Annotated in this window: 15 protein-coding genes; 5 read left to right on the plus strand and 10 right to left on the minus strand. The window is 36.3% G+C overall.

What is annotated here, in order from left to right; genetic code table 11:
- Positions 1–16 precede the first annotated feature (16 nt).
- The 6 genes from thrS to R2Q16_RS11825 all read right to left on the minus strand — a co-directional run bounded on the left by thrS (position 17) and on the right by R2Q16_RS11825 (position 8,464).
- The gene (gene thrS / locus R2Q16_RS11800; RefSeq protein WP_316737271.1) at positions 17–1,942 is read right to left on the minus strand and encodes a threonine--tRNA ligase; all 1,926 of its coding nucleotides are present in this window, start codon (positions 1,940–1,942) and stop codon (positions 17–19) included.
- 174 nt (positions 1,943–2,116) lie between these two features.
- The gene (locus R2Q16_RS11805; RefSeq protein WP_316737272.1) at positions 2,117–3,199 is read right to left on the minus strand and encodes an acyltransferase; all 1,083 of its coding nucleotides are present in this window, start codon (positions 3,197–3,199) and stop codon (positions 2,117–2,119) included.
- A gap of 172 nt (positions 3,200–3,371) precedes the next feature.
- Positions 3,372–4,280 carry a hypothetical protein gene (locus R2Q16_RS11810; RefSeq protein ID WP_316737273.1) on the minus strand — a complete coding sequence of 303 codons (909 nt, stop codon included), beginning with the start codon at positions 4,278–4,280 and terminating at the stop codon, positions 3,372–3,374.
- 120 nt (positions 4,281–4,400) lie between these two features.
- On the minus strand, positions 4,401–5,138 hold the full coding sequence (locus R2Q16_RS11815) for a (Fe-S)-binding protein (protein ID WP_316737274.1): 738 nt from the start codon (positions 5,136–5,138) through the stop codon (positions 4,401–4,403).
- 29 nt (positions 5,139–5,167) lie between these two features.
- Positions 5,168–6,475 carry an MFS transporter gene (locus R2Q16_RS11820; RefSeq protein WP_316737275.1) on the minus strand — a complete coding sequence of 436 codons (1,308 nt, stop codon included), beginning with the start codon at positions 6,473–6,475 and terminating at the stop codon, positions 5,168–5,170.
- A 96-nt stretch (positions 6,476–6,571) separates the two neighbouring features.
- Positions 6,572–8,464, minus strand: coding sequence for an ATP-dependent DNA helicase RecQ (locus R2Q16_RS11825; RefSeq protein ID WP_316737276.1), 1,893 nt, complete (start codon positions 8,462–8,464; stop codon positions 6,572–6,574).
- 73 nt (positions 8,465–8,537) lie between these two features.
- Here R2Q16_RS11825 and R2Q16_RS11830 point away from each other — a divergent pair, with 73 nt between their 5' ends.
- Positions 8,538–11,765, plus strand: a complete 3,228-nt coding sequence (locus R2Q16_RS11830; protein WP_316737277.1) for an amidohydrolase family protein — start codon at positions 8,538–8,540, stop codon at positions 11,763–11,765.
- Positions 11,766–11,882: 117 nt separating this feature from the next.
- On the opposite strand, the gene R2Q16_RS11835 is transcribed toward R2Q16_RS11830, so the two are convergent.
- Positions 11,883–14,078: a B12-binding domain-containing radical SAM protein gene (locus R2Q16_RS11835; protein ID WP_316737280.1), complete on the minus strand. Its 2,196-nt coding sequence runs from the start codon at positions 14,076–14,078 to the stop codon at positions 11,883–11,885.
- A 184-nt stretch (positions 14,079–14,262) separates the two neighbouring features.
- On the opposite strand from R2Q16_RS11835, the gene R2Q16_RS11840 reads away from it, so the two are divergent.
- On the plus strand, positions 14,263–14,970 hold the full coding sequence (locus tag R2Q16_RS11840; RefSeq protein WP_316737281.1) for a hypothetical protein: 708 nt from the start codon (positions 14,263–14,265) through the stop codon (positions 14,968–14,970).
- Between the two features lie 156 nt (positions 14,971–15,126).
- Here the strand turns inward: R2Q16_RS11840 and R2Q16_RS11845 are convergent, their stop codons facing one another.
- Positions 15,127–16,317: an NAD(P)/FAD-dependent oxidoreductase gene (locus R2Q16_RS11845; RefSeq protein WP_316737282.1), complete on the minus strand. Its 1,191-nt coding sequence runs from the start codon at positions 16,315–16,317 to the stop codon at positions 15,127–15,129.
- Positions 16,318–16,657: 340 nt separating this feature from the next.
- Between R2Q16_RS11845 and R2Q16_RS11850 the strand changes: the two genes are divergently transcribed.
- A complete protein-coding gene (locus R2Q16_RS11850) occupies positions 16,658–17,797 on the plus strand; it encodes a 5-(carboxyamino)imidazole ribonucleotide synthase (protein WP_316737284.1) in 1,140 nt (379 codons plus the stop codon).
- A gap of 47 nt (positions 17,798–17,844) precedes the next feature.
- Entirely contained in the window at positions 17,845–18,327 is a 483-nt protein-coding gene (gene purE, locus R2Q16_RS11855) for a 5-(carboxyamino)imidazole ribonucleotide mutase (RefSeq protein ID WP_316737286.1), read from the plus strand.
- Between the two features lie 86 nt (positions 18,328–18,413).
- On the opposite strand, the gene R2Q16_RS11860 is transcribed toward purE, so the two are convergent.
- Positions 18,414–18,977 (minus strand): YqgE/AlgH family protein, encoded by a 564-nt coding sequence (locus tag R2Q16_RS11860; protein WP_316737287.1) that lies wholly within the window; start codon positions 18,975–18,977, stop codon positions 18,414–18,416.
- Positions 18,978–19,022: 45 nt separating this feature from the next.
- On the opposite strand from R2Q16_RS11860, the gene pdxH reads away from it, so the two are divergent.
- Positions 19,023–19,673, plus strand: coding sequence for a pyridoxamine 5'-phosphate oxidase (gene pdxH, locus R2Q16_RS11865; protein ID WP_316737288.1), 651 nt, complete (start codon positions 19,023–19,025; stop codon positions 19,671–19,673).
- A 399-nt stretch (positions 19,674–20,072) separates the two neighbouring features.
- On the opposite strand, the gene R2Q16_RS11870 is transcribed toward pdxH, so the two are convergent.
- Positions 20,073–21,680, minus strand: coding sequence for a RagB/SusD family nutrient uptake outer membrane protein (locus tag R2Q16_RS11870; RefSeq protein ID WP_316737289.1), 1,608 nt, complete (start codon positions 21,678–21,680; stop codon positions 20,073–20,075).
- Between the last annotated feature and the right edge of the window lie 3 nt (positions 21,681–21,683).

Raw genomic sequence — 21,683 nt, forward strand, 5'->3', positions numbered from 1 at the left:
TAATATTAATTTTTATTTAAACTGTTACTTCTTTTAATAATAAGCCGCTGAACTCCTCCAACGTCATTTCTCCTAAATCTCCCTCGCCATGTTTTCTGATTGAAACTTTACCTTCAGCCATTTCCTTCTCACCAATGATGAGCATGTAAGGGATTTTTTTAACCTCCGCATCGCGGATTTTGCGACCGATTTTCTCATCTCGAAAGTCAATCAGCCCGCGAATATCGGAATTATTTAATTCATCTAAAACTTTTTTTGCATATTCTTCATATTTTTCTGAAATAGGAAGAATAATAAATTGCTCTGGACTTAACCATAAAGGGAAGTTTCCGGCACAATGTTCAATCAAAACAGCAATAAATCTTTCTAATGAACCAAATGGCGCACGATGAATCATTACAGGCCTGTGCTTTTGATTATCGCTACCAGTATATTCCAATTCGAAACGTTCTGGTAAGTTATAATCAACCTGAATTGTACCCAACTGCCACTTTCTGCCTAAAGCATCTTTTACCATAAAATCTAGCTTCGGACCATAAAAGGCCGCTTCACCATATTCTACAACAGTATTTAAGCCTTTTTCTGCAGCGGCCTCGATAATTGCGTTTTCAGAAAGCTTCCAATTTTCATCAGAACCAATATATTTCGATTTGTTTTCTGGATCTCTTAACGAAATTTGAGCAGTATAGTTTTCAAAACCTAAAGATTTAAATACATAAAGCACTAAATCAATTACTTTCTTGAACTCTTCCTTAACTTGCTCAGGCATGCAAAACAAGTGTGCATCATCCTGAGTAAAGCCACGTACACGAGTTAAACCATGTAATTCGCCGCTTTGCTCGTAACGATAAACTGTTCCGAATTCTGCAAAACGAACTGGAAGGTCTTTGTATGAACGCGGCTTGGTTTTGTAAATTTCGCAGTGATGTGGGCAATTCATCGGTTTCAAGAAGAACTCCTCTCCTTCTTGTGGCGTTTTTATTGGCTGAAATGAATCTTTACCATATTTCTCCCAGTGACCAGAAGTTACATACAAATTCTTATGACCAATATGTGGCGTAACCACTTGCTCGTAACCCGCTTTTGCTTGTGCTTTAGTTAAGAAATTTACCAAGCGTTCACGCAAAGCTGTTCCTTTAGGTAACCATAAAGGTAAACCCATTCCAACTTTTTCTGAGAAAGCAAATAACTCTAATTCTTTTCCAAGTTTACGATGATCGCGTTTTTTTGCTTCCTCAATCATTGCAAGATATTCAGTAAGCTCACTCGCTTTTGGAAAGGTTACACCGTAAATACGAGTTAATTGTTTTTTAGTTTCATCACCTCTCCAATACGCACCAGCAACATTCATCAGTTTTACTGCTTTTACAAAACCAGTATTTGGAATGTGCGGACCGCGACATAAATCGGTAAATTGTCCTTGAGTGTAGAATGTGATTTTTCCATCTTCCAAACCATCGATTAAATCAAGTTTGTACTCATCGCCTTTTTCGGTAAAATATTTTATTGCATCAGCTTTGCTTACACTTTCACGAGTAAAAATTTCTTTTTGCTTAGCCAGCTCAATCATTTTGGTTTCGATGGCTTTGAAATCATCCGAAGAAAATTCTTTTTCACCAAAATCTACATCGTAGTAAAAACCAGTTTCAATTGCCGGACCGATACCGAATTTTGTACCAGGGTAAATTGCTTCTAAAGCTTCGGCCATTAAGTGGGCTGATGAATGCCAAAAAGTAGATTTACCCTCATTATCATTCCAGGTTAATAACTTAACAGAAGAATCTGCTTCGATTGGACGAGTTGAATCCCAAACTTCGCCATTAACTTCTGCAGCTAAAACGTTTCTTGCTAATCCTTCGGAAATTGATAATGCAATTTGATGGGCAGATGTGCCTTTTTCGTACTGACGAACAGAGCCGTCAGGTAATGTAATATTAATCATCTACAACTATGATTTTGTTCCTCAACAATCAAGAATATTGGAACGGTTTAAAAATAATGTTATTTATAAATCACTTACTACGTGATTTGATTTGCTGCAAAGGTGCTGTTTTTTGAGCTAAAAAGCAAGTTTAGACTTCGTCTAATTGATTTTTGAAATAAATTTTAAACCTAATTATGATTTGGTTTTTACCCACTTGTCTTTCAGATAATTACGAAGCGGCACATCTATAAACCTCATTACCAGATACGCAAAACCGATTAATAGCAGGAGATATATTGGCACAGTGATTTTAAGTAATGACATTTCTGGTTTAACTGTAACCATGTAAGTAAGAAAGACCCAAATAAATGGATAATGCGTCATATATAATGGATAAGAAATCTCTCCGGAAAGTTTGCAAAGCTTTTCTAATTTGGGTTTTACTGTTGCACCAGCACCAAGCGCAACCAATACTGGAAAATAAATTAATACAATTAATGGCTCTGTTAACCAGTTATATTTATCATCAAATGGAACAATAAAAGCTAAAAGCAGTAGTGCTGATAAGCCAAGAAAACCTAAATTATTTTTAATTGCCCAGTTAGAACGGTAAATCAACATCCCAACTAAAAACGAGTAAAGCACTCTTACTCCGCCATCCCAAAATGTCGGTCCACTCCATCCGCCCATTAAGTTAGTTGATTTAAAGGCAATGAAACATATTAAAATAGCTGCTGCTAATGTTAAGAATTGCAAGGTGTTACGACCTAGTCTGTACAAAACGAATACATAAAAAATGTTGGCTACGTATTCCCAGAAAAGCGACCAAGCGGGTGCATTTAAATTAAATAGGTTAAAAAATCGTTCGGACATTAATGGGTACGGAACTACAAATACGGAAGCGAGAAACATCAAAAATGTTTTACCAAAGCCATATGTTGAGTAGAAATCACTAAAAGGATCAATCAAAAATGTTATTAAACCCAAAACAGAGCCGATAATAACTAGAGGATGCAACCTGATTAACCTTAGTTTTATGAATTGCCAAGCGCCAATTTTCTCAACACGGCTATCGTAAGCATATGCAATTACAAAACCAGATAAGCAAAAGAAAAAATCTACAGCCATGAAACTGTGCGCAATAAGGTTTTCATTTGGAAGAAATATTATCTCCATAAAATGAAATAATACAACCGATATCGCGGCTATTCCTCTTAACCCATCTAAAATTTCGAAATGTTTTTTTGTGTTTAGTAAGGAATTATGGTTTTGCATTTGGTAGAGGATTTGAATTTTCTCCAATGATAATCATTTTGTGATTGGCTTTAAAAAAATGTGGGTTTTTAAGTTTAGTGTAACTGGAAATATACATGCAAAAAATCTTTAAACTAAAAAAGCCTGCTCAATTTTACTTGAACAGGCTTTTTATTTCTTCTTATGTGAGAAACTAGTTAACCATAATAACTCTCTGACCTGGTGCGCCACCCGGTCTGTTATTTCCGTTACCTCTAAAACGTTTCATCATATTTTCCATTTTAGTTCTATATTCAGCTTCGGTAATTAATGTTGCCTTTTTAGGTGCTGTTACATCTTTATTGCTAACATTTCTATACTCAATACTTTTTGCTATTGTACTATTGCCTCTTCCTTCGATGGCTAAAACAGTACCTTCAGTCCACATGTTTGGATTTGGAGAGAAATTGAAACCTAAATCTTTTGTGTACCAGATGTGGGTTTCTTCTGTAACCTCTTTATCCATATCTAAAATCTTAACCGAACGGGTTGATTTTACAATAACCTCATTACAAGTTAAGCCTAAAATTTGTTTCGTTGCATCAGTTTTCACAATCTCTATTTTAGGTGCAGGAGCAGGTTTTGCTTTGGCAGTGTCGTTTTGGTTATTTCTACCGAAACCACCGCCAAAAGTATTTATCGGTCCGCTGGTACTCATTTTCAGAGTATTTGGCATGTAATAAGTGGTATCATTTAAATCGAAAACCTCAACCAATTTATTATCTGCAAAAGTGTAATAATACTCGCGATTACCTCCGGCGCCACCAAAACGCATCACACGACCACCGAAGCCACCTCCACCTCCGCCACCATTACTATCCTCTGTATCTTCAACAGGCATATAACTGGCGTTGGTTGCATTATACAACAACTCAAAATTTGTTTTACTTGTAGAAGGCATTCTTGCAATTGCCTGTTCAGGAAGTTTAATACCACTTGCAGCCATCATAGCAGCAGGATCAACTGTAGTTTCAAATTGTATTGCTCCCGAAGTTTTCTTTTGTGCATTTGCAAGTGTTGCGAAAGACAAAACCCCTACTAAAGCGAAAATTACTTTTCTCATTTTATTATGTTTTGTTTGTTAGATATGAAACTTAAAAAAAGGTTTAACAAAGTTATTTTATTTTAACTTAAAGCTTGTTAAAAAGTGTTAAACGCTTAAAAATCAGAGGTAATAATATTGTTAGTATTCTGTACTTTCCAGCCAGCCATTACACAAAACATCTGCAATATGCATAGTTTTAATGGGTAAATTATTTTTTTCGATATAGCCTTGAAGATGTAGAAGGCAAGACAAATCTGTAGAAATAATATAATCGGCCTGTTGTGCTAAAGCGTGATTTACTTTTTGCTCGGCCATTGCTGATGAAATTGCATCGAATTTTACCGCAAATGTACCGCCAAAGCCGCAACACATATCATTATCTGGTAATTCCAACATTTCCAAACCATGTACTTTTGATAAAAGCTGGCGCGGTTCATCTTTAATTTTACATTCGCGTAAAGCACTACAAGAATCATGGTAAACCGCTTTACCTTCTAATTCTGCCCCGAAATAATCTTTTTTGGCTACGTTGATTAAAAAATCTGAAAGTTCCCAAATGTTAGACTGTAAACTGCGGCATTTATTATGAACGATTGTATTAGTAAACAGATCGTTAAAACCACCTTTTACCATGCCAACACATGAGGCTGATGGTGCTACAACGTAAGTGTTTTCGGTAAAATCGTTTAAAAATTTTGTACCAACTTCCTTCGCTTCATCCCAATAACCAGCGTTGTAAGCTGGTTGACCACAACAAGTCTGCTTTGAGTTGTATTCTACCTTACATCCTGACTTTTCTAATAATCTTAAAGTATTAAATGCGGTTTCGGGATATAATTGGTCTACAAAACAGGGAACAAACAATTCTACTTTCATCTATTATAATTACAATTCGAGCTACAAACTTACAATTTTGCAGGTTCTTTGCGCTCGATTTTCCTTAAGATTACCAAAAAGATTAATCCAACTATAAAAAATGATGCCAAAGCGATAATTGACTGTCGCATGTTGTGTGTAAGTCCTTCTATAAAAGCAAAGCTGAATAAACCAATCACAATGGCTAATTTTTCTGTCGCATCGTAAAAACTAAAAAATGAAGCGGTATCAGTAGTATTTTCAGGAATATGTTTTGAATAAGTAGAACGAGATAAGGATTGAATTCCGCCCATAATTAAACCAACAATTGCTGCCAATCCATAAAATTGATATTGATTTGTAATGGAATAACCATAAATGCAGCAGGCAATCCATATCAAAACAACAATTATCAAAACATTTATATTACCAAATTTTTTCGCTAATCTAGACATTAACCAGGCGCCTAAGATTGCAACTAATTGAATAATTAAAATTACTGCAATTAAACTTCCTGATTCTAATTTTAAGACCTTTGCGCCAAAACCAGCTGCTGCAAGCATAATGGTTTGAACCCCCATCGAATAAAAGAAAAATGCAATTAAATAAGTTTTTAAAAAGGTCATTTGCTTTAGTTGTTGCCAAACTTTTACGAACTCGCCAAAACTGCTTTTAATAATTCCCTTACCAAGTGACGCTGGATTTGGTACATCTCTTGGCAAAGCTTTGAACGGAATTTGGGCAAACAACAACCACCAAATACCAACCAATAAAAATGATATTTGAGCAGGTAAAGACTTATCTGTAATGCCAAAAAGCTCAGGCTTTAAAACAAATACAAAACAGATTAGTTGTAAAATCACGCTACCGATATAACCGTAAGAAAAGCCCTGTGCACTAACTTTATCTTGGTTTTCTACCGAAGCAATAATCGGCAAATAAGAATTATTAAACATTACGCCACCAACATAGCCCATTGCGGCCAAAACAAAGCAAATAATTCCGGTTTCTAAAGTTTCTAATTTGAAGAAAAACAAAGCCATACAAGCAATAGAGCCAACGTAGGTAAATAACTTCATAAAGAATTTTTTCTTGCCTTTTGCATCAGCATAAGATGATAGAATTGGCAAAAGCACAACCATTACCAAGTAGGCAAAAGCCAATGCATAGTTTGATAAAACAGTGTTTATAAAGGTTTTTCCAAAGAATGTAACCTCGTCGCCATGTGCCTCGGTTGTAGTGACGGCAACATAATATACGGGAAAGATTGTTGAAGTAATTACCAAATTATAGGCGGAGTTTGCCCAATCAAAGAAAGCCCATGAACGGATGGTTTTCTTGTTGTCTTTTTCTATCATTTGAATTTTAAGGAGGTTAACTATTTAAATTGATAAATCGTTCAATCAGGTTGGCATAACCAATTTCTCCAGTTATTACGATTAACCAAACAGAGGTTAAAGATAATACTTCTTTCCGTCAGTTTTAATCTTGCCTGCATCTAATAGTTCACGTATGGTATCGATGCGTTCATTTTCAGAGCCATTTTTTATATTGATAACTAAATCATCTAAAATTAAAGGCTGTTGCTGTAATAAAGAAACAATTTCAAATTCGATTTCATCATTTAGCTGAACTTCATTTTCAATTCTTTTTTCTGCTAAACAAACATCGCAAACACCACATTTTGTTGTATTCAATTCATCGAAATAGTTTAGTAATTGAATGCTTCGACATATATTAGTTGATGCATAGGCAACCACGGCATTAATCTGCTTAAGCAAAATTTCTTTACGCATTTCCAGGTATTTCACATCTACATCGAAATGATTCATATCTACCCTCGCCCTAACAAATTGTAATTGTGGCTGATCGGTTTGTTGAATATAGGTTAGTAGCTCAATTGCTTGTAGTTTATTTAGAAAGGCAACAATTTCCTTGTACGATAATCCTGTTTTCTTACCTAAATCTGCTTCATTAATTTTAACGAAACCATCAAAGGCGCCACCATGCGATCGCAAAATGGTTTTTATGATGCTATCGTAAGCTTTATTTTCAATTTGGAATCGATATACATCTTCATGGCCGACTGTAAACATCAACCTTGATGGTAGAAAAACACTTTCTGATAGTATAATGTAACCATCATGCTCCAAAAATTTTAAGGCAGAAATTGTTTTTAAAACACTAATATTAAATCTTTTACAGAAATCAGCTATATCGAAAGTAAAAGTTAAACCCTCGCCTGCACCAAAAGCCAATTGAAAGTAGTTACCTAGGTAATGATATACTTTTCTGATTTCATCGGGAGATGGGAAACTATCAATGTAGCGAGATTCCAAATTTAAAATATCAGATTGATTGGCTAGTAAAACAGCATAACTTCTTTGTTCATCTCGACCAGCCCTACCGGCTTCCTGATAATAAGCTTCTAAACTTTCTGGCAAATCTAAGTGAACCACAAAGCGAACATCGGCTTTGTCAATCCCCATGCCGAAAGCATTTGTTGCCACCATTATGCGGGTTTTGTTTAGCTTCCAATCTTCCTGTTTTTGAAAACGAATATCTCGTTCTAAACCTGCATGGTAAAAATCGGCTTTAATTTGGTTACGATTAATGAAGTTTGAAACTTCAGCAGTTTCTCTGCGATTTCGAACATAAACTAAGCCTGTACCTTTAACATTTTTGCAAATGTCAATCAGCTTTTTATATTTATCTTCTTTATTAAAAACAACATAACTTAAATTATCTCGGGCGAAGCTTTTAATAAAAATTTCTGGGTTTTTCATTTCAAGCTTTTCGATAATATCCTTCCGAACAAAATCTGTAGCGGTTGCTGTAAGTGCTAAGACAGGCACATCAGGAAGTATTTCTCTAAGCTTTGAAATCTGTTGGTAAGGCGGGCGAAAATCATATCCCCATTGAGAAATACAGTGTGCTTCATCAACAGCAATTAAATTAACATTCATATAAGAAATTCGAACGCGAACCAAATCAGAGAGCAGCCTTTCTGGAGATAGATATAGAAATTTTATCTTGCCGTAGATGCAATTATCCAGCAGAATATCAATTTCACGTTTGCCCATTCCAGCGTAAATGGCAATCGCTTCAATTCCTCTTGATTTCAGGTTTTCAACCTGGTCTTTCATCAAGGCAATTAATGGAGAAACCACAATGCAAATTCCTTCTTTCACCAATGCAGGAACTTGAAAGCAAATGGATTTTCCTCCGCCAGTTGGCAACAAAGCCAAACTATCTTTACCTTCCAAAACAGAAGTTATAATGTCTTGCTGTAAGGGTCTAAAAGATTGGTGTCCCCAATATTTTTGTAAAATCTCTATTGCTGTCATAAATCGGCGGTATCAAAACTATAAAAAAGCTATTGATATTGCTAAATTGCGCCAAAAATTAATACAAATTTAGATGAAGCAACTTTACTTTCTATCCGCTCTCTCACTCCTGTTTTTCGCCGCCAGTGCCCAAGAAAAGAAATGGGACGTTGAAAAATATCAAGGAACAACTAAAAATTTCACCTTAAATACCGATGAAGGAACCTGGATGAATTTGGATGTTAGTCCGGATGGGCAAGAAATTGTTTTCGATTTATTGGGTGATATTTACACCATGCCAATTGCAGGTGGCCAAGCAAAGCTGATAAGTGGTGGTATTGCTTATGATGTTCAACCACGCTTTAGCCCAAATGGAAAGTATATTTCTTACACAAGTGATAAAAGTGGAGGTGATAATATTTGGATTATGGGCCGCGATGGTGCAAACAAAAAGCAAGTAACCAAAGAGACTTTCAGATTGTTAAATAACGCGACATGGATGCCAAATAGCGAATATATTGTGGCTCGAAAGCACTTCACAGCTGGCCGTTCTTTAGGCGCTGGCGAAATGTGGATGTACAATATTAATGGTGGTGATGGTGTGCAATTGACAAAACGTAAAAACGACCAGCAAGATGCTGGGGAGCCAAATGTTTCACCTGATGGTAGATATGTTTATTTCAGCGAAGATGTTACTCCAGGTCCAAATTTTGAATACAGTAAAGACCCAAATGGCACAATTTACGCCATTCGTCAACTGGATTTAACGACCGGAAAATTAACCACCCTAATTAACGAGCAAGGTGGTGCTTGTCGTCCGCAAGTTTCTCCGGATGGAAATTTAATCGCTTTCGTAAAGCGTGTTCGTTTAAAGTCGACACTTTATGTTCAAAATATAAAAACTGGCGAAGAGTGGCCAGTTAATGAAGATTTATCTCACGATCAGCAAGAAACATGGGCAATTTTCGGCGTTTATCCAAATTTCGCCTGGATGCCAGATAGTAAAAGTTTGGTGTTTTATGCAAAGGGTAAAATCAGAAAAACCGAATTGGCTACATTGATTACTTCGACAATTCCTTTTCAAGCAAATACGGTTCAAACCGTGCAGCAAGCTTTACATTTCGAACAGCAGGTATTTAGTAATGATTTTTCGGCTAAAATGCTTCGTCAGTTAACAACATCGCCTGATGGCAAAACAATAGTTTTTAATGCAGCAGGTTACTTATATAAGCAAGAATTACCAAACGGAACGCCAGAAAGATTAACTAACGGCTTAGATTTCGAATTTGAACCAAGTTTTAGTCCTGATGGAAAGTATGTAATTTATACCAGCTGGAGTGATGAACTTCGCGGAGCGATTAAAAGAACAGATTTAAAATCAGGCAAAACCATAACGCTGAGTGATGAAAAAGGCTTTTATTATTCACCGCAATATTCTACCAAAGGTGATAAAATCGTGTTCAGAAAAGGAAGCGGAAATGATGTTTTAGGTTACAATTACGGACGAGGAACAGGAATTTTTACAATGGCTGCAATTGGAGGTTCTAAAACTTTGGTTTCTGAAAGTGGCATAAAGCCTTCTTTTAATAATACAGATACGCGAATTTATTTCCAAAGTTATGCCGATGGCAAAAAAGCCTTAAAAAGTATTGATTTAAATGGAGCGAATGAAAGAACTCATTTTACATCTCAATATGCAAATCAATTTATTGTTAGTCCGGATAATAAATGGTTGGCGTTCAATGAGCTTTTTAATGTGTACATCACCCCGATGATTAACATTGGTGTGGCACAAGATGCATCCGCAGGAAACAAAGCAATTCCTGTTGCAAAAGTTACAACCGACGGCGGTACATACATACAATGGAGTGCAGATAGCAAAAATTTACATTGGACATTAGGCCCAAAATATTTTACTGTCGATGTAAATAGCACTTTCAATTTTGATGGTTCGACACCGAAGACACAAGCCTCTTCAATTGATATTAACCTGACTTTAAAATCAGATGCACCCACTGGAATTGTAGCCTTGAAAGGTGCGAGAATTATTTCAATGAAAGGCGACGAAGTTATTGATAATGGAATCATCTTAACTGATGGCAATAAAATTACTGCAATTGGCAAAGCCGATGAAGTTACTATTCCAACAAGTGCGAAAGTTATCGATGTTAATGGTAAAACCATTATGCCAGGGATTGTTGACGTTCATGCGCATTTACGCACAAGTCCTGATGGAATTTCACCGCAAAGCGATTGGAGTTATTTAGCCAATCTGGCTTTCGGTGTAACTACTTCACACGACCCATCGAGCAATACGGAAATGGTTTTTAGCCAAAGTGAAATGCTTAAAGCCGGTAGAATGGTTGGACCAAGAGTTTATTCGACTGGGGGAATTTTATATGGTGCTGATGGCGATTTTAAAGTCGTGATTAACAGCTTAGATGATGCTTTAGCAAACCTAAAACGCTTGAAGGCAGTTGGTGCATTCTCCGTAAAATCATACAATCAACCACGTAGAGAGCAACGCCAACAGATTTTAGAAGCTGCCCGCCAGTTGAAAATGGAAGTTGTTCCCGAAGGTGGTTCAACGTTTTTTCATAATATGAATATGGTTGCCGATGGACATACGGGTATTGAACACAGCATCCCGGTTTTACCTGTTTATAAGGATGTAACTACGCTTTGGAACAATACAACTGTTGGTTATACACCTACTTTAATTGTAGCTTACGGTGGTCAATGGGGCGAAAACTATTGGTATGACAGAACCAATGTTTGGGAAAACGAAAAGTTAATGACTTATACACCTCGTTCAATTATCGATTCGAGAGCAAGACGTAGAACAACTTCAGAATATAGCGATTACAACCACATTGATATTGCAAAAGCGACCAAACAAATTGCAGATGGCGGTACAAAAGTAAATTTGGGTGCGCACGGACAAATTCAAGGTTTAGGCGCACACTGGGAATTATGGATGTTTGTTCAGGGAGGATTTTCGCCTTTACAAGCCATTAGAAATGCAACTTTAAATGGCGCGCATTATTTAGGAATGGATAAAGAAATTGGTTCGTTAGAAGTTGGAAAGTTAGCCGATTTAGTTATTATGGATGCCAATCCATTGGATGATATTCGTAACTCTGAAAAGATTAAATATGTGATGATTAATGGCCGCTTATATGATAGCGCCACAATGAATGAAATTGGAACCAGAGAAAAACTTCGTGGCAAGTTATGGTTCGAAAATGCTAGAGGTACTGGTTACATTATTCCAAATGGCGAATCGGAAACCTGGACTTATACTGTTCCGCATTGCGATTAAATTATACTCCCGCAGATTTAAAAGATTAGCGCTAATCTTTTAAATCTGCGGGAAACTTTCTTTTTTAGTATTCCTGCTTTTATGGAATGAAGACTTAAAATAAAGAAGCTTAAAGCTTTACAATATCAACAACCCAAACTCCCTCAAAGTATTAATCGGTTTTGAATACCAGAACAATTCAAAGTTTTCCATTTCCCTCTCAAAATCGATTTTTACCTCTTGAAATGAATAAATCTTATCACCAGAAACTTTTATTTTATCCAAAATAGAAACCAACCATTCACCTTCACTTTTATTGGTTTGAATAGTAAAGCTTTCTTTTTTATCGTGAAATGTTAGCGAAGCCATTTCCCAGGAATTACCTTTTTTGGTTTTAGTGAAATATTCTGTGTCAGGTTTACTGCCTAGCCAAACAACTTTTGCGGTAGGTTTTGTATTGAAGTTATTTTCTTCATTTAAGGCTTTCTCAATAAAATCAGCAGGAATTTTTGTTCTTGGAATTTTAAAATCAAACCAGTCTTGCAACTCGTAATCAAAGCAAATTCCATGCATAAAATTGAAGAGCGATTTCTTCAATCCGAAACTAAATTTGTTGTGGTCGATGCCCGTTTTATCTAAATAATTAATGTCGTTATTTGCAAATGTTCCTATCACTTCGGTTTCTTTAACTACACCAAATTTTTCAGGATACATGCCGACAGGACTGTGTGCCGTCATGGCAAACTGGTGCCAGAAACCGGATTGTAAAATTCCAGCTTCGAATAATTGGCGAACCATTTCCAGGCTATCAATCGTCTCCTGGATGGTTTGAGTTGGATAACCATACATCAAATAAGCATGAACCATGATGCCTGCTTCGGTAAAATTTCGGGTCACTCTCGCCACTTGTTCTACCGTTACACCTTTATCAATCAGTTTTAATAACCTATCAGATGCAACCTCTAAACCGCCAGAAACAGCGATACAGCCTGATGCTTTTAATAACAGACATAAATCAGCCGTAAAACTTTTTTCAAAGCGAATGTTTGTCCACCAGGTTACAGCCAATTTTCTGCGAAGAATTTCCAAAGCCACTTCACGCATTAAAGCCGGTGGTGCGGCTTCATCTACAAAATGAAAACCGTTTTGTCCGGTTTTAATAGATAATTCCTCTATCCTATCAACAATTTGCTTGGCTTGTACAGGCTCGTAAACCTTAATATAATCTAAGGAAATGTCGCAAAAAGTACATTTTCCCCAATAGCACCCATGTGCCATTGTTAGTTTATTCCATCGTCCATCGCTCCACATGCGGTGCATTGGGTTCACAATTTCGATAACTGAAATATATGTATCCAAATGCAAATCCGAGTAATCGGGGGTACCTACATCGGCTTGCTTGTAATCCTTTCTGAAGGAATCATTTTTATAAACTACTTCATTGTTTTCAAGCAGAAAAGTGCGTTTATACATCTGCATTTCTACAGGAATATTTCCGCTGATGTTCTGAATAAGTAATTCTATTGGTAGTTCACCATCATCTAAGGTAATGAAATCGAAAAACTCAAAAACACGTTTATCAGAAAGTGAACGTAATTCAGTATTTGGGAAACCGCCACCCATCGAAATTTTAATTTGGGGATGATGTTTTTTAACCCATTGTGCCGAGCGGAATGCACTATATAAATTTCCTGGAAAAGGAACTGAAATCAAAAATAATTTTGGTTGAACAGCTTCGATGTAATCTTTTAGAATAGAAATTAAAATGTTATCTATATAGCTTGGCCCTTGTTCTAAAGCATTGTAAAGTTCATCAAAAGAATTTGCACTTCTGCCCAAACGCTCTGCATAACGACTAAAACCGAAGTTTTCATCAACACATTCAACAATGAAATCAGAAATATCTTCGAGGTAAAGTGTGGCCAAGTGTTTGGCTTTATCTTGAGTTCCCATCGCACCAAATGCCCAATCTAATTCTTCCAGCTGTGCAAATCTTGATGCTTGCGGAAGAAAATCATCACCACAAATTTGTAAAGCTAAGGTTGGATTTTTACCCTGAAGGAAATCAATAACCGAATCAATTGTTTTTAAGTATTCATCTTGGAGTGCTAAAATGCGCTTCGAATTTGGGCTTATTTGTTTGTCAGATTTGAAACTAAATAAATCCTTCAATCCCTCTTTTGAGAAGATTTTTAGGATAACTTCAATACCTAAATCGGCTTGTGTTGACGAAATATCTTTAGTATTCAGAAAACCTTTTATATACGCTGTTGCTGGATATGGCGTATTCAGTTGGGTAAATGGTGGGGTAACAATAAAAAGTTCTGCTTTCAAAAGAAATATTTAAAACGCAAAAGTAAGGGAATTTTGGGAGTAGCGTTCGTTATGCTGGAATTATTTCAGCATCCATTATGTTATTAGACCCTGAAATGAATTCAGGGTGGCGGATTTTAATAAACTAAAACCTGAAAAATCGCGTTCTACAAATACATCAACGCCATTTACATAAATGAAATTTTTGCTATTCCTTTTATTAATAACCTTTACTGAAACCTCGTTCGCTCAGAAATCATTTATTTTCCCAAAAGTTAAATCGCAAGGTTTAACAGCGCAGGATTTAAAACCAGCAAATTGGACAATTATTGAAACTGCAAATGGCGACTTAAATAATGATGGAGTTGAAGATTTGGCAATTGTTTACGAATCTGATAAAATCGCTAGCGAAACCAGAACTTATGGTGATAACAATTCGGATATTATTAAGGAAACACAGAAACCTCGTATCCTAGCTATTTATTTTAAAAATCATCCGTCTGGCAATTATATTCTGTCCACTCAAAACAACGATTTTATTTTACGTTCCGAAGAAGGCGGAAGATTAGGCGACCCTTTAAATCAAATTTCCATTAAAGACCAACAACTTTACTTACGTTTTAAAGGTGGCGCAGAATGGCGCTGGGAAATGGGTTATACATTTAAATTCGAGAACAAAGATTGGTTTTTGACCAGTGCAATAAATCTCTACTTCAATCAAAATACAGGCGACATGACCGAGCGGATTTACGATTTTAAAACTCGTGAGTTGTTTACCACAGTTGGTAATTTACACAGGCGAGATGTTACAAATCGAAGAACAAGTGAAGTTTTATATTTTAGTCAGCTGAGAACATTTAAGACTTTTAAAAAACCCTGGGCCTGGGAAATTATGCCTAATGTTTATTTGTGATTTTAGTTTTGCCACGGAAACACGGAAGTCACGGAAAAATCTTGTTCTAAACAAATCGTCATTGCGAGGCACGAAGCAATCCTACAATTTTAGCTATTGAAACGAATTGTGTTAAGATTGCTTCGTACCTCGCAATGACGTGAAGCAAAAAAACAACTACAAATTCTGCGCTATGACAAAACCGCTTGCCCAAGCCCATTGAAAATTATAACCACCAAGCCAGCCCGTAACATCCATACATTCGCCACCAAAAAATAAATTTGGGATTTTCTTACATTCTAAAGTTTTTGAAGAAATTTCATTGGTGTCAATTCCGCCTCGCATTACTTCGGCTTTATCGTAACCTTTATCCCCTGCTGGTTTTACTTTAAATTGATGAATAGTTTGTTCAATTAAATCAATTTCACTTTTGGTTAATGATGCTACAGGTTTCGATAGTGGTAAAAATTTACCCAAAGCATCAGTAAATTTCTTCGTGTAAAATCTATTCAACAAAGTTGATAAAAGCGTTTTTCCATTTGATTTTCGTTCATCATCCAAAAGCGAAGCAATATTGTGATGTGGCAATAGATTAAGATTAACCACCTCGCCTCTACGCCAAAAGGAGGAAATTTGTAAAATAGCCGGACCACTTAAACCCCAGTGCGTAAATAAAATATTTTCCTCAAAAGAAATTTCATCATTACTAACTTCACAAAAAACGGAATTGCCAGAAAGTTGCGCAAACCATTCTTCGTCTTTTCCTGTAATGGTAAGTGGAACCAAAGCCGGTGCCGTTTCGACTATTTTCAAATCATTTTTTCGAGCGAAACGCAAAGCGAAATCTGTAGCACCCATTTTCGGGATAGGCAAGCCTCCGGTCGCTATAACCAGTTTTTCGGAGGTTAAGGAAACCACTTTGCCATTCTTTTCGTAACTTATCTTGAATCCATTAGGTAAAATTTCAATCTCCCTAACATCAGCATTGCATCTAATTTCCTGTCCAAAATCTTCACAAATCGAGGTGAAAACCTGAACAATATCTTTAGCATTTTTATCATCAGGAAAAAGTTGACCTAATGTTTTTTCTTTGCCTTGAATGCCATAGGTTTCAAAAAAACTAATGGTATCATCAACTGTCCATTGGTTAAAAGCAGATTTTATAAAATGAGGATTTGCCGAAATAAACTGCTCTGCAGATGCAAATTGATTGGTGTAATTACATCTGCCACCACCAGAAATTAAAATTTTAGCGCCAGGTTTTTCGTTCTTTTCGAGTACAATTACTTTTTTTCCAAGATAACCGGCTTGCACTGCACACATTAATCCGCAAGCACCTGCACCAATAATTATCGCATCAGCATTCATGTGGCAAAGGTATAAGTTTTAGATTTACTGTTGTGTTAGTTTGTTTTTGAGATTTGTATTTTCCTCTTTCAGAATGTCTGCTCGCACGCAATTACTTAATTTTAGGTTTATTGCAGAATTAGTTGTTTAATAGCCCCGATTGTAGTGAAAATACTTTTTGTTAGCAGGTCTTCGACAAGCTCAGACTGACAATCGCAAAAAGATTGCAACGAAAAGCGGGACGGAATCTTAACCCTTGCAGTACAACTGCGCTTCGAAAATTAATGTTACAAATCAATCATTCTGTCTTTATCCTTGTTCTTTTTACTATTTTTGCTTCTTTAAAAAATCAATCTTACTGATGGCAAAACAGATTAGCGAATTAAAGTTAGGTATTTTAGGTGGCGGACAATTGGGCCGGATGCTCATTCAGCAAGCAATTAACTACAACGTAACTTCTTTGGTTCTAGACCCTGACCCAGATGCACCTTGCAAGCATATTGCAAATTATTTTGAAAATGGTTCGATTACAGATTTTGATACCGTTTATAACTTCGGAAAAAAGGCTGATATTATTACAATCGAAATCGAAAAGGTTAATATTGAAGCTTTAGAGCAATTGGAAAAAGAGGGAAAACAAGTTTTTCCTCAATCAAGAGTTATCCGCTTGATTCAAGATAAGGGCGTTCAGAAACAATTTTTCAAAGAAAATGATATTCCTACTTCTCCATTCCAAATCGTAAATACAAAGGAGGATATGGAAAATAGCCAGATTCCTTTTCCTTATATTTTAAAGTTGAGAAAAGATGGTTATGATGGTAAAGGCGTAATGCGAATTAATAGCGCTGCTGATTTGGATAAAGCCTTCGATGCGCCTTGCATAATCGAAAAGTTAGTTGATTTTGAAAAGGAAGTTGCGGTAATTGTTGCCAGAAATTCGAAGGGCGATATGAAAACTTTCCCAATGGTGGAAATGGAGTTTAATCCAGAAGCTAATTTAGTTGAGTTTTTAATATCACCATCTACATATGCAGAAAATCTGCAGCAAAAGGCAGAAAACATTGCTAAAAATATTGCTTCGGCAATGAACATTACCGGTATACTCGCGGTTGAAATGTTTGTTTGTAAAGATGGAGAACTATTAGTTAATGAGGTTGCACCTCGTCCGCATAATAGTGGCCATCAAACTATTGAAGGGAACTATGTTTCTCAATTTGAACAACATTTGCGTTCTATTTATAATTTGCCATTGGGCGATACAACCAGCATCACCAATGCAATTATGATTAATTTATTGGGTGAAAAAGGGTCTGAAGGCGTCGCAAAATATGAGAATTTGGAAAAGATTTTAGCTATTGATGGCGTATTTGTTCATTTATATGGTAAAAAATATACTAAGCCTTTTCGTAAAATGGGACATGTAACTATTGTCGATATCGACAGAGAAAAAGCAATTGAGAAAGCCAGATATGTGCAGAAAACATTAAGGGTTATTGCTTAAAAGAGTGAAGATTTAGGAACAAAGATTAAAGATATAAAAAGTTAGAAATGAGTGCTAAAGTTGGGATAATTATGGGCAGCAAATCCGATTTGCCTGTTATGCAAGATGCTGCTGATGTTTTAAAAGAATTTGGAATTGACTACGAAATTACGGTTGTGTCTGCTCACAGAACACCAGAACGTATGTTTAATTACGCGAAAGAAGCACAAGGCCGGGGTTTAAAAGTGATTATTGCAGGTGCTGGTGGCGCTGCGCACTTACCAGGAATGGTTGCATCAATTACTACCCTTCCTGTTATCGGAGTTCCGGTTAAATCATCTAACTCAATTGATGGTTGGGATAGTATTCTATCAATTTTACAAATGCCGAATGGAATTCCAGTAGCAACAGTTGCTTTAAACGCAGCTAAAAATGCTGGTTTATTAGCTGCGCAAATTTTAGCTACAGCCGACGAGTCTATAACGGCTAAAATGCAAGCCTATAAAGACGATTTGAGAAGAAAGGTTGAGGAAAGCGCTGAAAGTATGTAGTCCGAAGTCGGGAGTCAGATAATTTCATGTTTTAATTAAAACTCATCACATCGGTTTACTGACTACTAACTTTTCTGACAATATAATTAATTCAAATTTGGGTCTATTGGAAAATTACTTACATGCGCATATTTCGGACCGAGGTTTACAATAACATCTCTCCATAGTTGTTCATCATCGTTTCCAAAAATAATATCAGGATGTGAAATATCACTCACCATCCAGGCATTTTGCTCAATTTCGCGGTTTAGTTGTCCATTATCCCATCCAGAGTAACCCAAAAAGAATTTAATTTCATCTTCTTGAATTGCATTTGTATTAATCAGGATTTTCAATGTTTCAAAGTTTCCTCCCCAGTAAATTCCATTTCCAATCTCATCACCACTTTGTAATTTATCATAAGCACGATGAATAAAATGTAGCGTATCAGCGGCTACGGGTCCACCAAAATAGATATGGTTGTTTGCCTCCCACAAATCTTGTATAACATCCTTTAAGAGTAAATTATCGGCTTGATTAAGTATATAACCAACAGTACCATCCACTCCGTGTTCGGTAACCAAAACTACAGAGCGTTTAAAATTAGGATCGGCCATAAAAGGTTCTGAAATGAGTAATCGTCCGGTTTTTGGCTTTATATTGTTTAGCATGATGATAATCATTTGTTGCACCGCAAAAGATGCTTATTTTTGTTTATGCAAGTTACAAATGAATTTCTACAAAACCTGCGCCAAGATTATATCAGTGCTACACTAGATGAATCTGACGTAGATGATAATCCAATTATACAGTTTAAAAAATGGTTTGATAACGCTGTTGAAGCACAAGTGTATGAACCAAATGTAATGACTTTGGCTACAGCCGATAAAGCCGGAAAACCCGATGCCAGAATTGTTTTATTAAAAGGCGTTGATGAAGATGGTTTCAGGTTTTTTACCAACTATTTAAGCGCCAAGGGAAAAGAATTGAAGAGAAACCCTTATGCAGCTTTAGTTTTCTTTTGGCCGGATTTGGAGCGACAAGTAAGAGTGGAAGGGACTGTAGAAAAACTTGATAAAGAAACTTCTGAGGAATACTTTGTTACACGTCCGGTTGCAAGTCAGATTGGTGCAGTTGCATCTCCTCAAAGTCAGGTAATTGCAAACCGACAAGTTTTAGAAGATAAATTTGAAGAACTTAAAAATAAAAGCGAAGGAAAAACAATTGCTAAGCCTGCACATTGGGGCGGTTATATTGTAAAACCTACACGTATAGAATTTTGGCAAGGTCGCCGTAGCCGTTTGCATGATAGGATTAATTTTGAACTGGTAAAAGGCAGTTGGGTAAAAAATAGATTGGCACCATAAAATCTATTATAAATGAAAAGAGATACGCTATCCAGCCATATCTCTTTTCTTTAACTAATCATTAACTAACCTAAATTTACTAGGAAGTATCCTTATAAAAACGTCTTGTGTTTTCTAAACTCCGACGATTATTTCTCTTTCAAATCAAGTATCTTTTCTTTCTTGATGACTCAAAGGTCTCTAAAATTAATACAGTTTTGAAGCTTGTATCGATGAATATCGGCATTGTATCGACTAATAAAGTTTAACATTTATTTTAACAATTATTAACAATAAATAATTGTTTTTCAGGCAATTAAACGTCATTAATTAGAGTTTAAAAGCATGATTATTTTATTATAAGACAAAGGCTCTCTCTTTCGAGAAAGCCTTGCTTGATAAATAGGAAATTAGAAAAAATTAATAACCTGGGTTTTGATTGATATTTGGGTTGGCATTAAGCTCGTCTGTAGGAATTGGCCAGATGTATCTGTAATCTGTATAAGCAATTGCGGCTTTTCCAGTTGCAGTTGTTGGTCTTAAAACCACATCCCAATTTGTGCCTGTTCCACTTAGTGCAGTTACCAAAATTTTAGCTGGTATTCCACCACCTGCAACCTGGAAATTAGCATCTTGAGATAATCTGGTAATGTCTGGCCATCTTCTGCCCTCGCCTGCAAATTCTACTCTCCTTTCGTTTAGAATGGCTTGTGTTAAAGCATTTTGAGTTGTAAAACTTGCAATCGTGTATTGGCTTGCAGTTGGTACTGCCCTGTTTCTTACTGCATTTAATAAACCCAAAGCTCTCGTATCTAATGCAGTTGTTCTCGAATATGCTTCAGCAACATTTAACAGGACTTCTGCATATCTAATAATCGGAGCATAATCGGTTTTGTTGGTGTAATCTCTAAATTTATAATTGAAGAAATACCTTGCACCAGTTGTAGTTTGCTGAATTTGTAATAATGTTCTTCTGGTATCTCCGGTAACCCAAAAAGATGCATTATATAAATTCGGACTTGTTGCAACCAAACCACGCCCGCCTAAACTTGCCGGACCGAACATATTTGGTAAAGCACCATTTACTCCACCGTTTGCAGCCGCACTATTCTCTATTGAAAATATAGATTCAGTATTACTTGTAAAATTGGTGAAAGGTCCATCCGGCGAAGCCGTTAAAGCATAATTGCCAATTGGGCTTGTGTATGGCGCTGCCGTTGCTGATGTACCTAATTTTGCACCTTCGGTTATTACTCCGGCAAAATCATTCATGTGTAATTTAACCCGAGTTTTTAAAGCAATGGCAGCAGCTTTTGTGGCTCTGGTTATGGCATAAGTAGAACGGGTGGAAGGTAGATTCGTTTCAGCATAATCTAAGTCTGCTAAAATTTTAGTGTAATCTTCTGCAACTGTTCCTCTTGGAATCAAAAGTTGTGTGGTTACTGCATCAGTAGAATTAACCGCAACCGTACGATATGGAACGCCAATGTTACTGCCATTTCCATCAACATACGGACGAGAAAAATTAACAACTAATTCGTGATGCGCTAAAGCTCTTAAAAATCTAGCTTCAGCTGCATACTGAGTTGAAACAGCCGTTGTAATTGTTCCTTTTGCTGCCGCTGATTCGACACCCGCGATTAATATATTACATTGATTGATAAGTGCATATAAGTTGCTCCACAAGTTGATGTTATTTGCAGTAGTTGATGTATATGTTGATTCGTAAGTAATTTGAAAGAATGTGGCTAAATTCACCATATCTTCGCCTCTCATTTCGCCCTGCTCAATTGATGCAGCACCAAAAGGATAGCCACGTCCTGAACCGCCATTATATGTACCAACTGCCGCCGTATTATAAACGCCTGCTGCAACCAATTCGATATTTGCAGGTGTATCGAAAGCAGTAGCTTCTGATAGTGAGTTGATAGGATTCAACTCTGTGTATTTTTCGCAAGAACTTACTGATAACATAGTTACAAGTAGTCCTGCGTAAGCAAATTTATTTTTTATTTTAAAATTCTTCATATC

The sequence above is a fragment of the Pedobacter aquatilis genome (genome assembly GCF_032678425.1).
GTDB classification, from domain to species: Bacteria; Bacteroidota; Bacteroidia; order Sphingobacteriales; family Sphingobacteriaceae; genus Pedobacter; species Pedobacter aquatilis_B.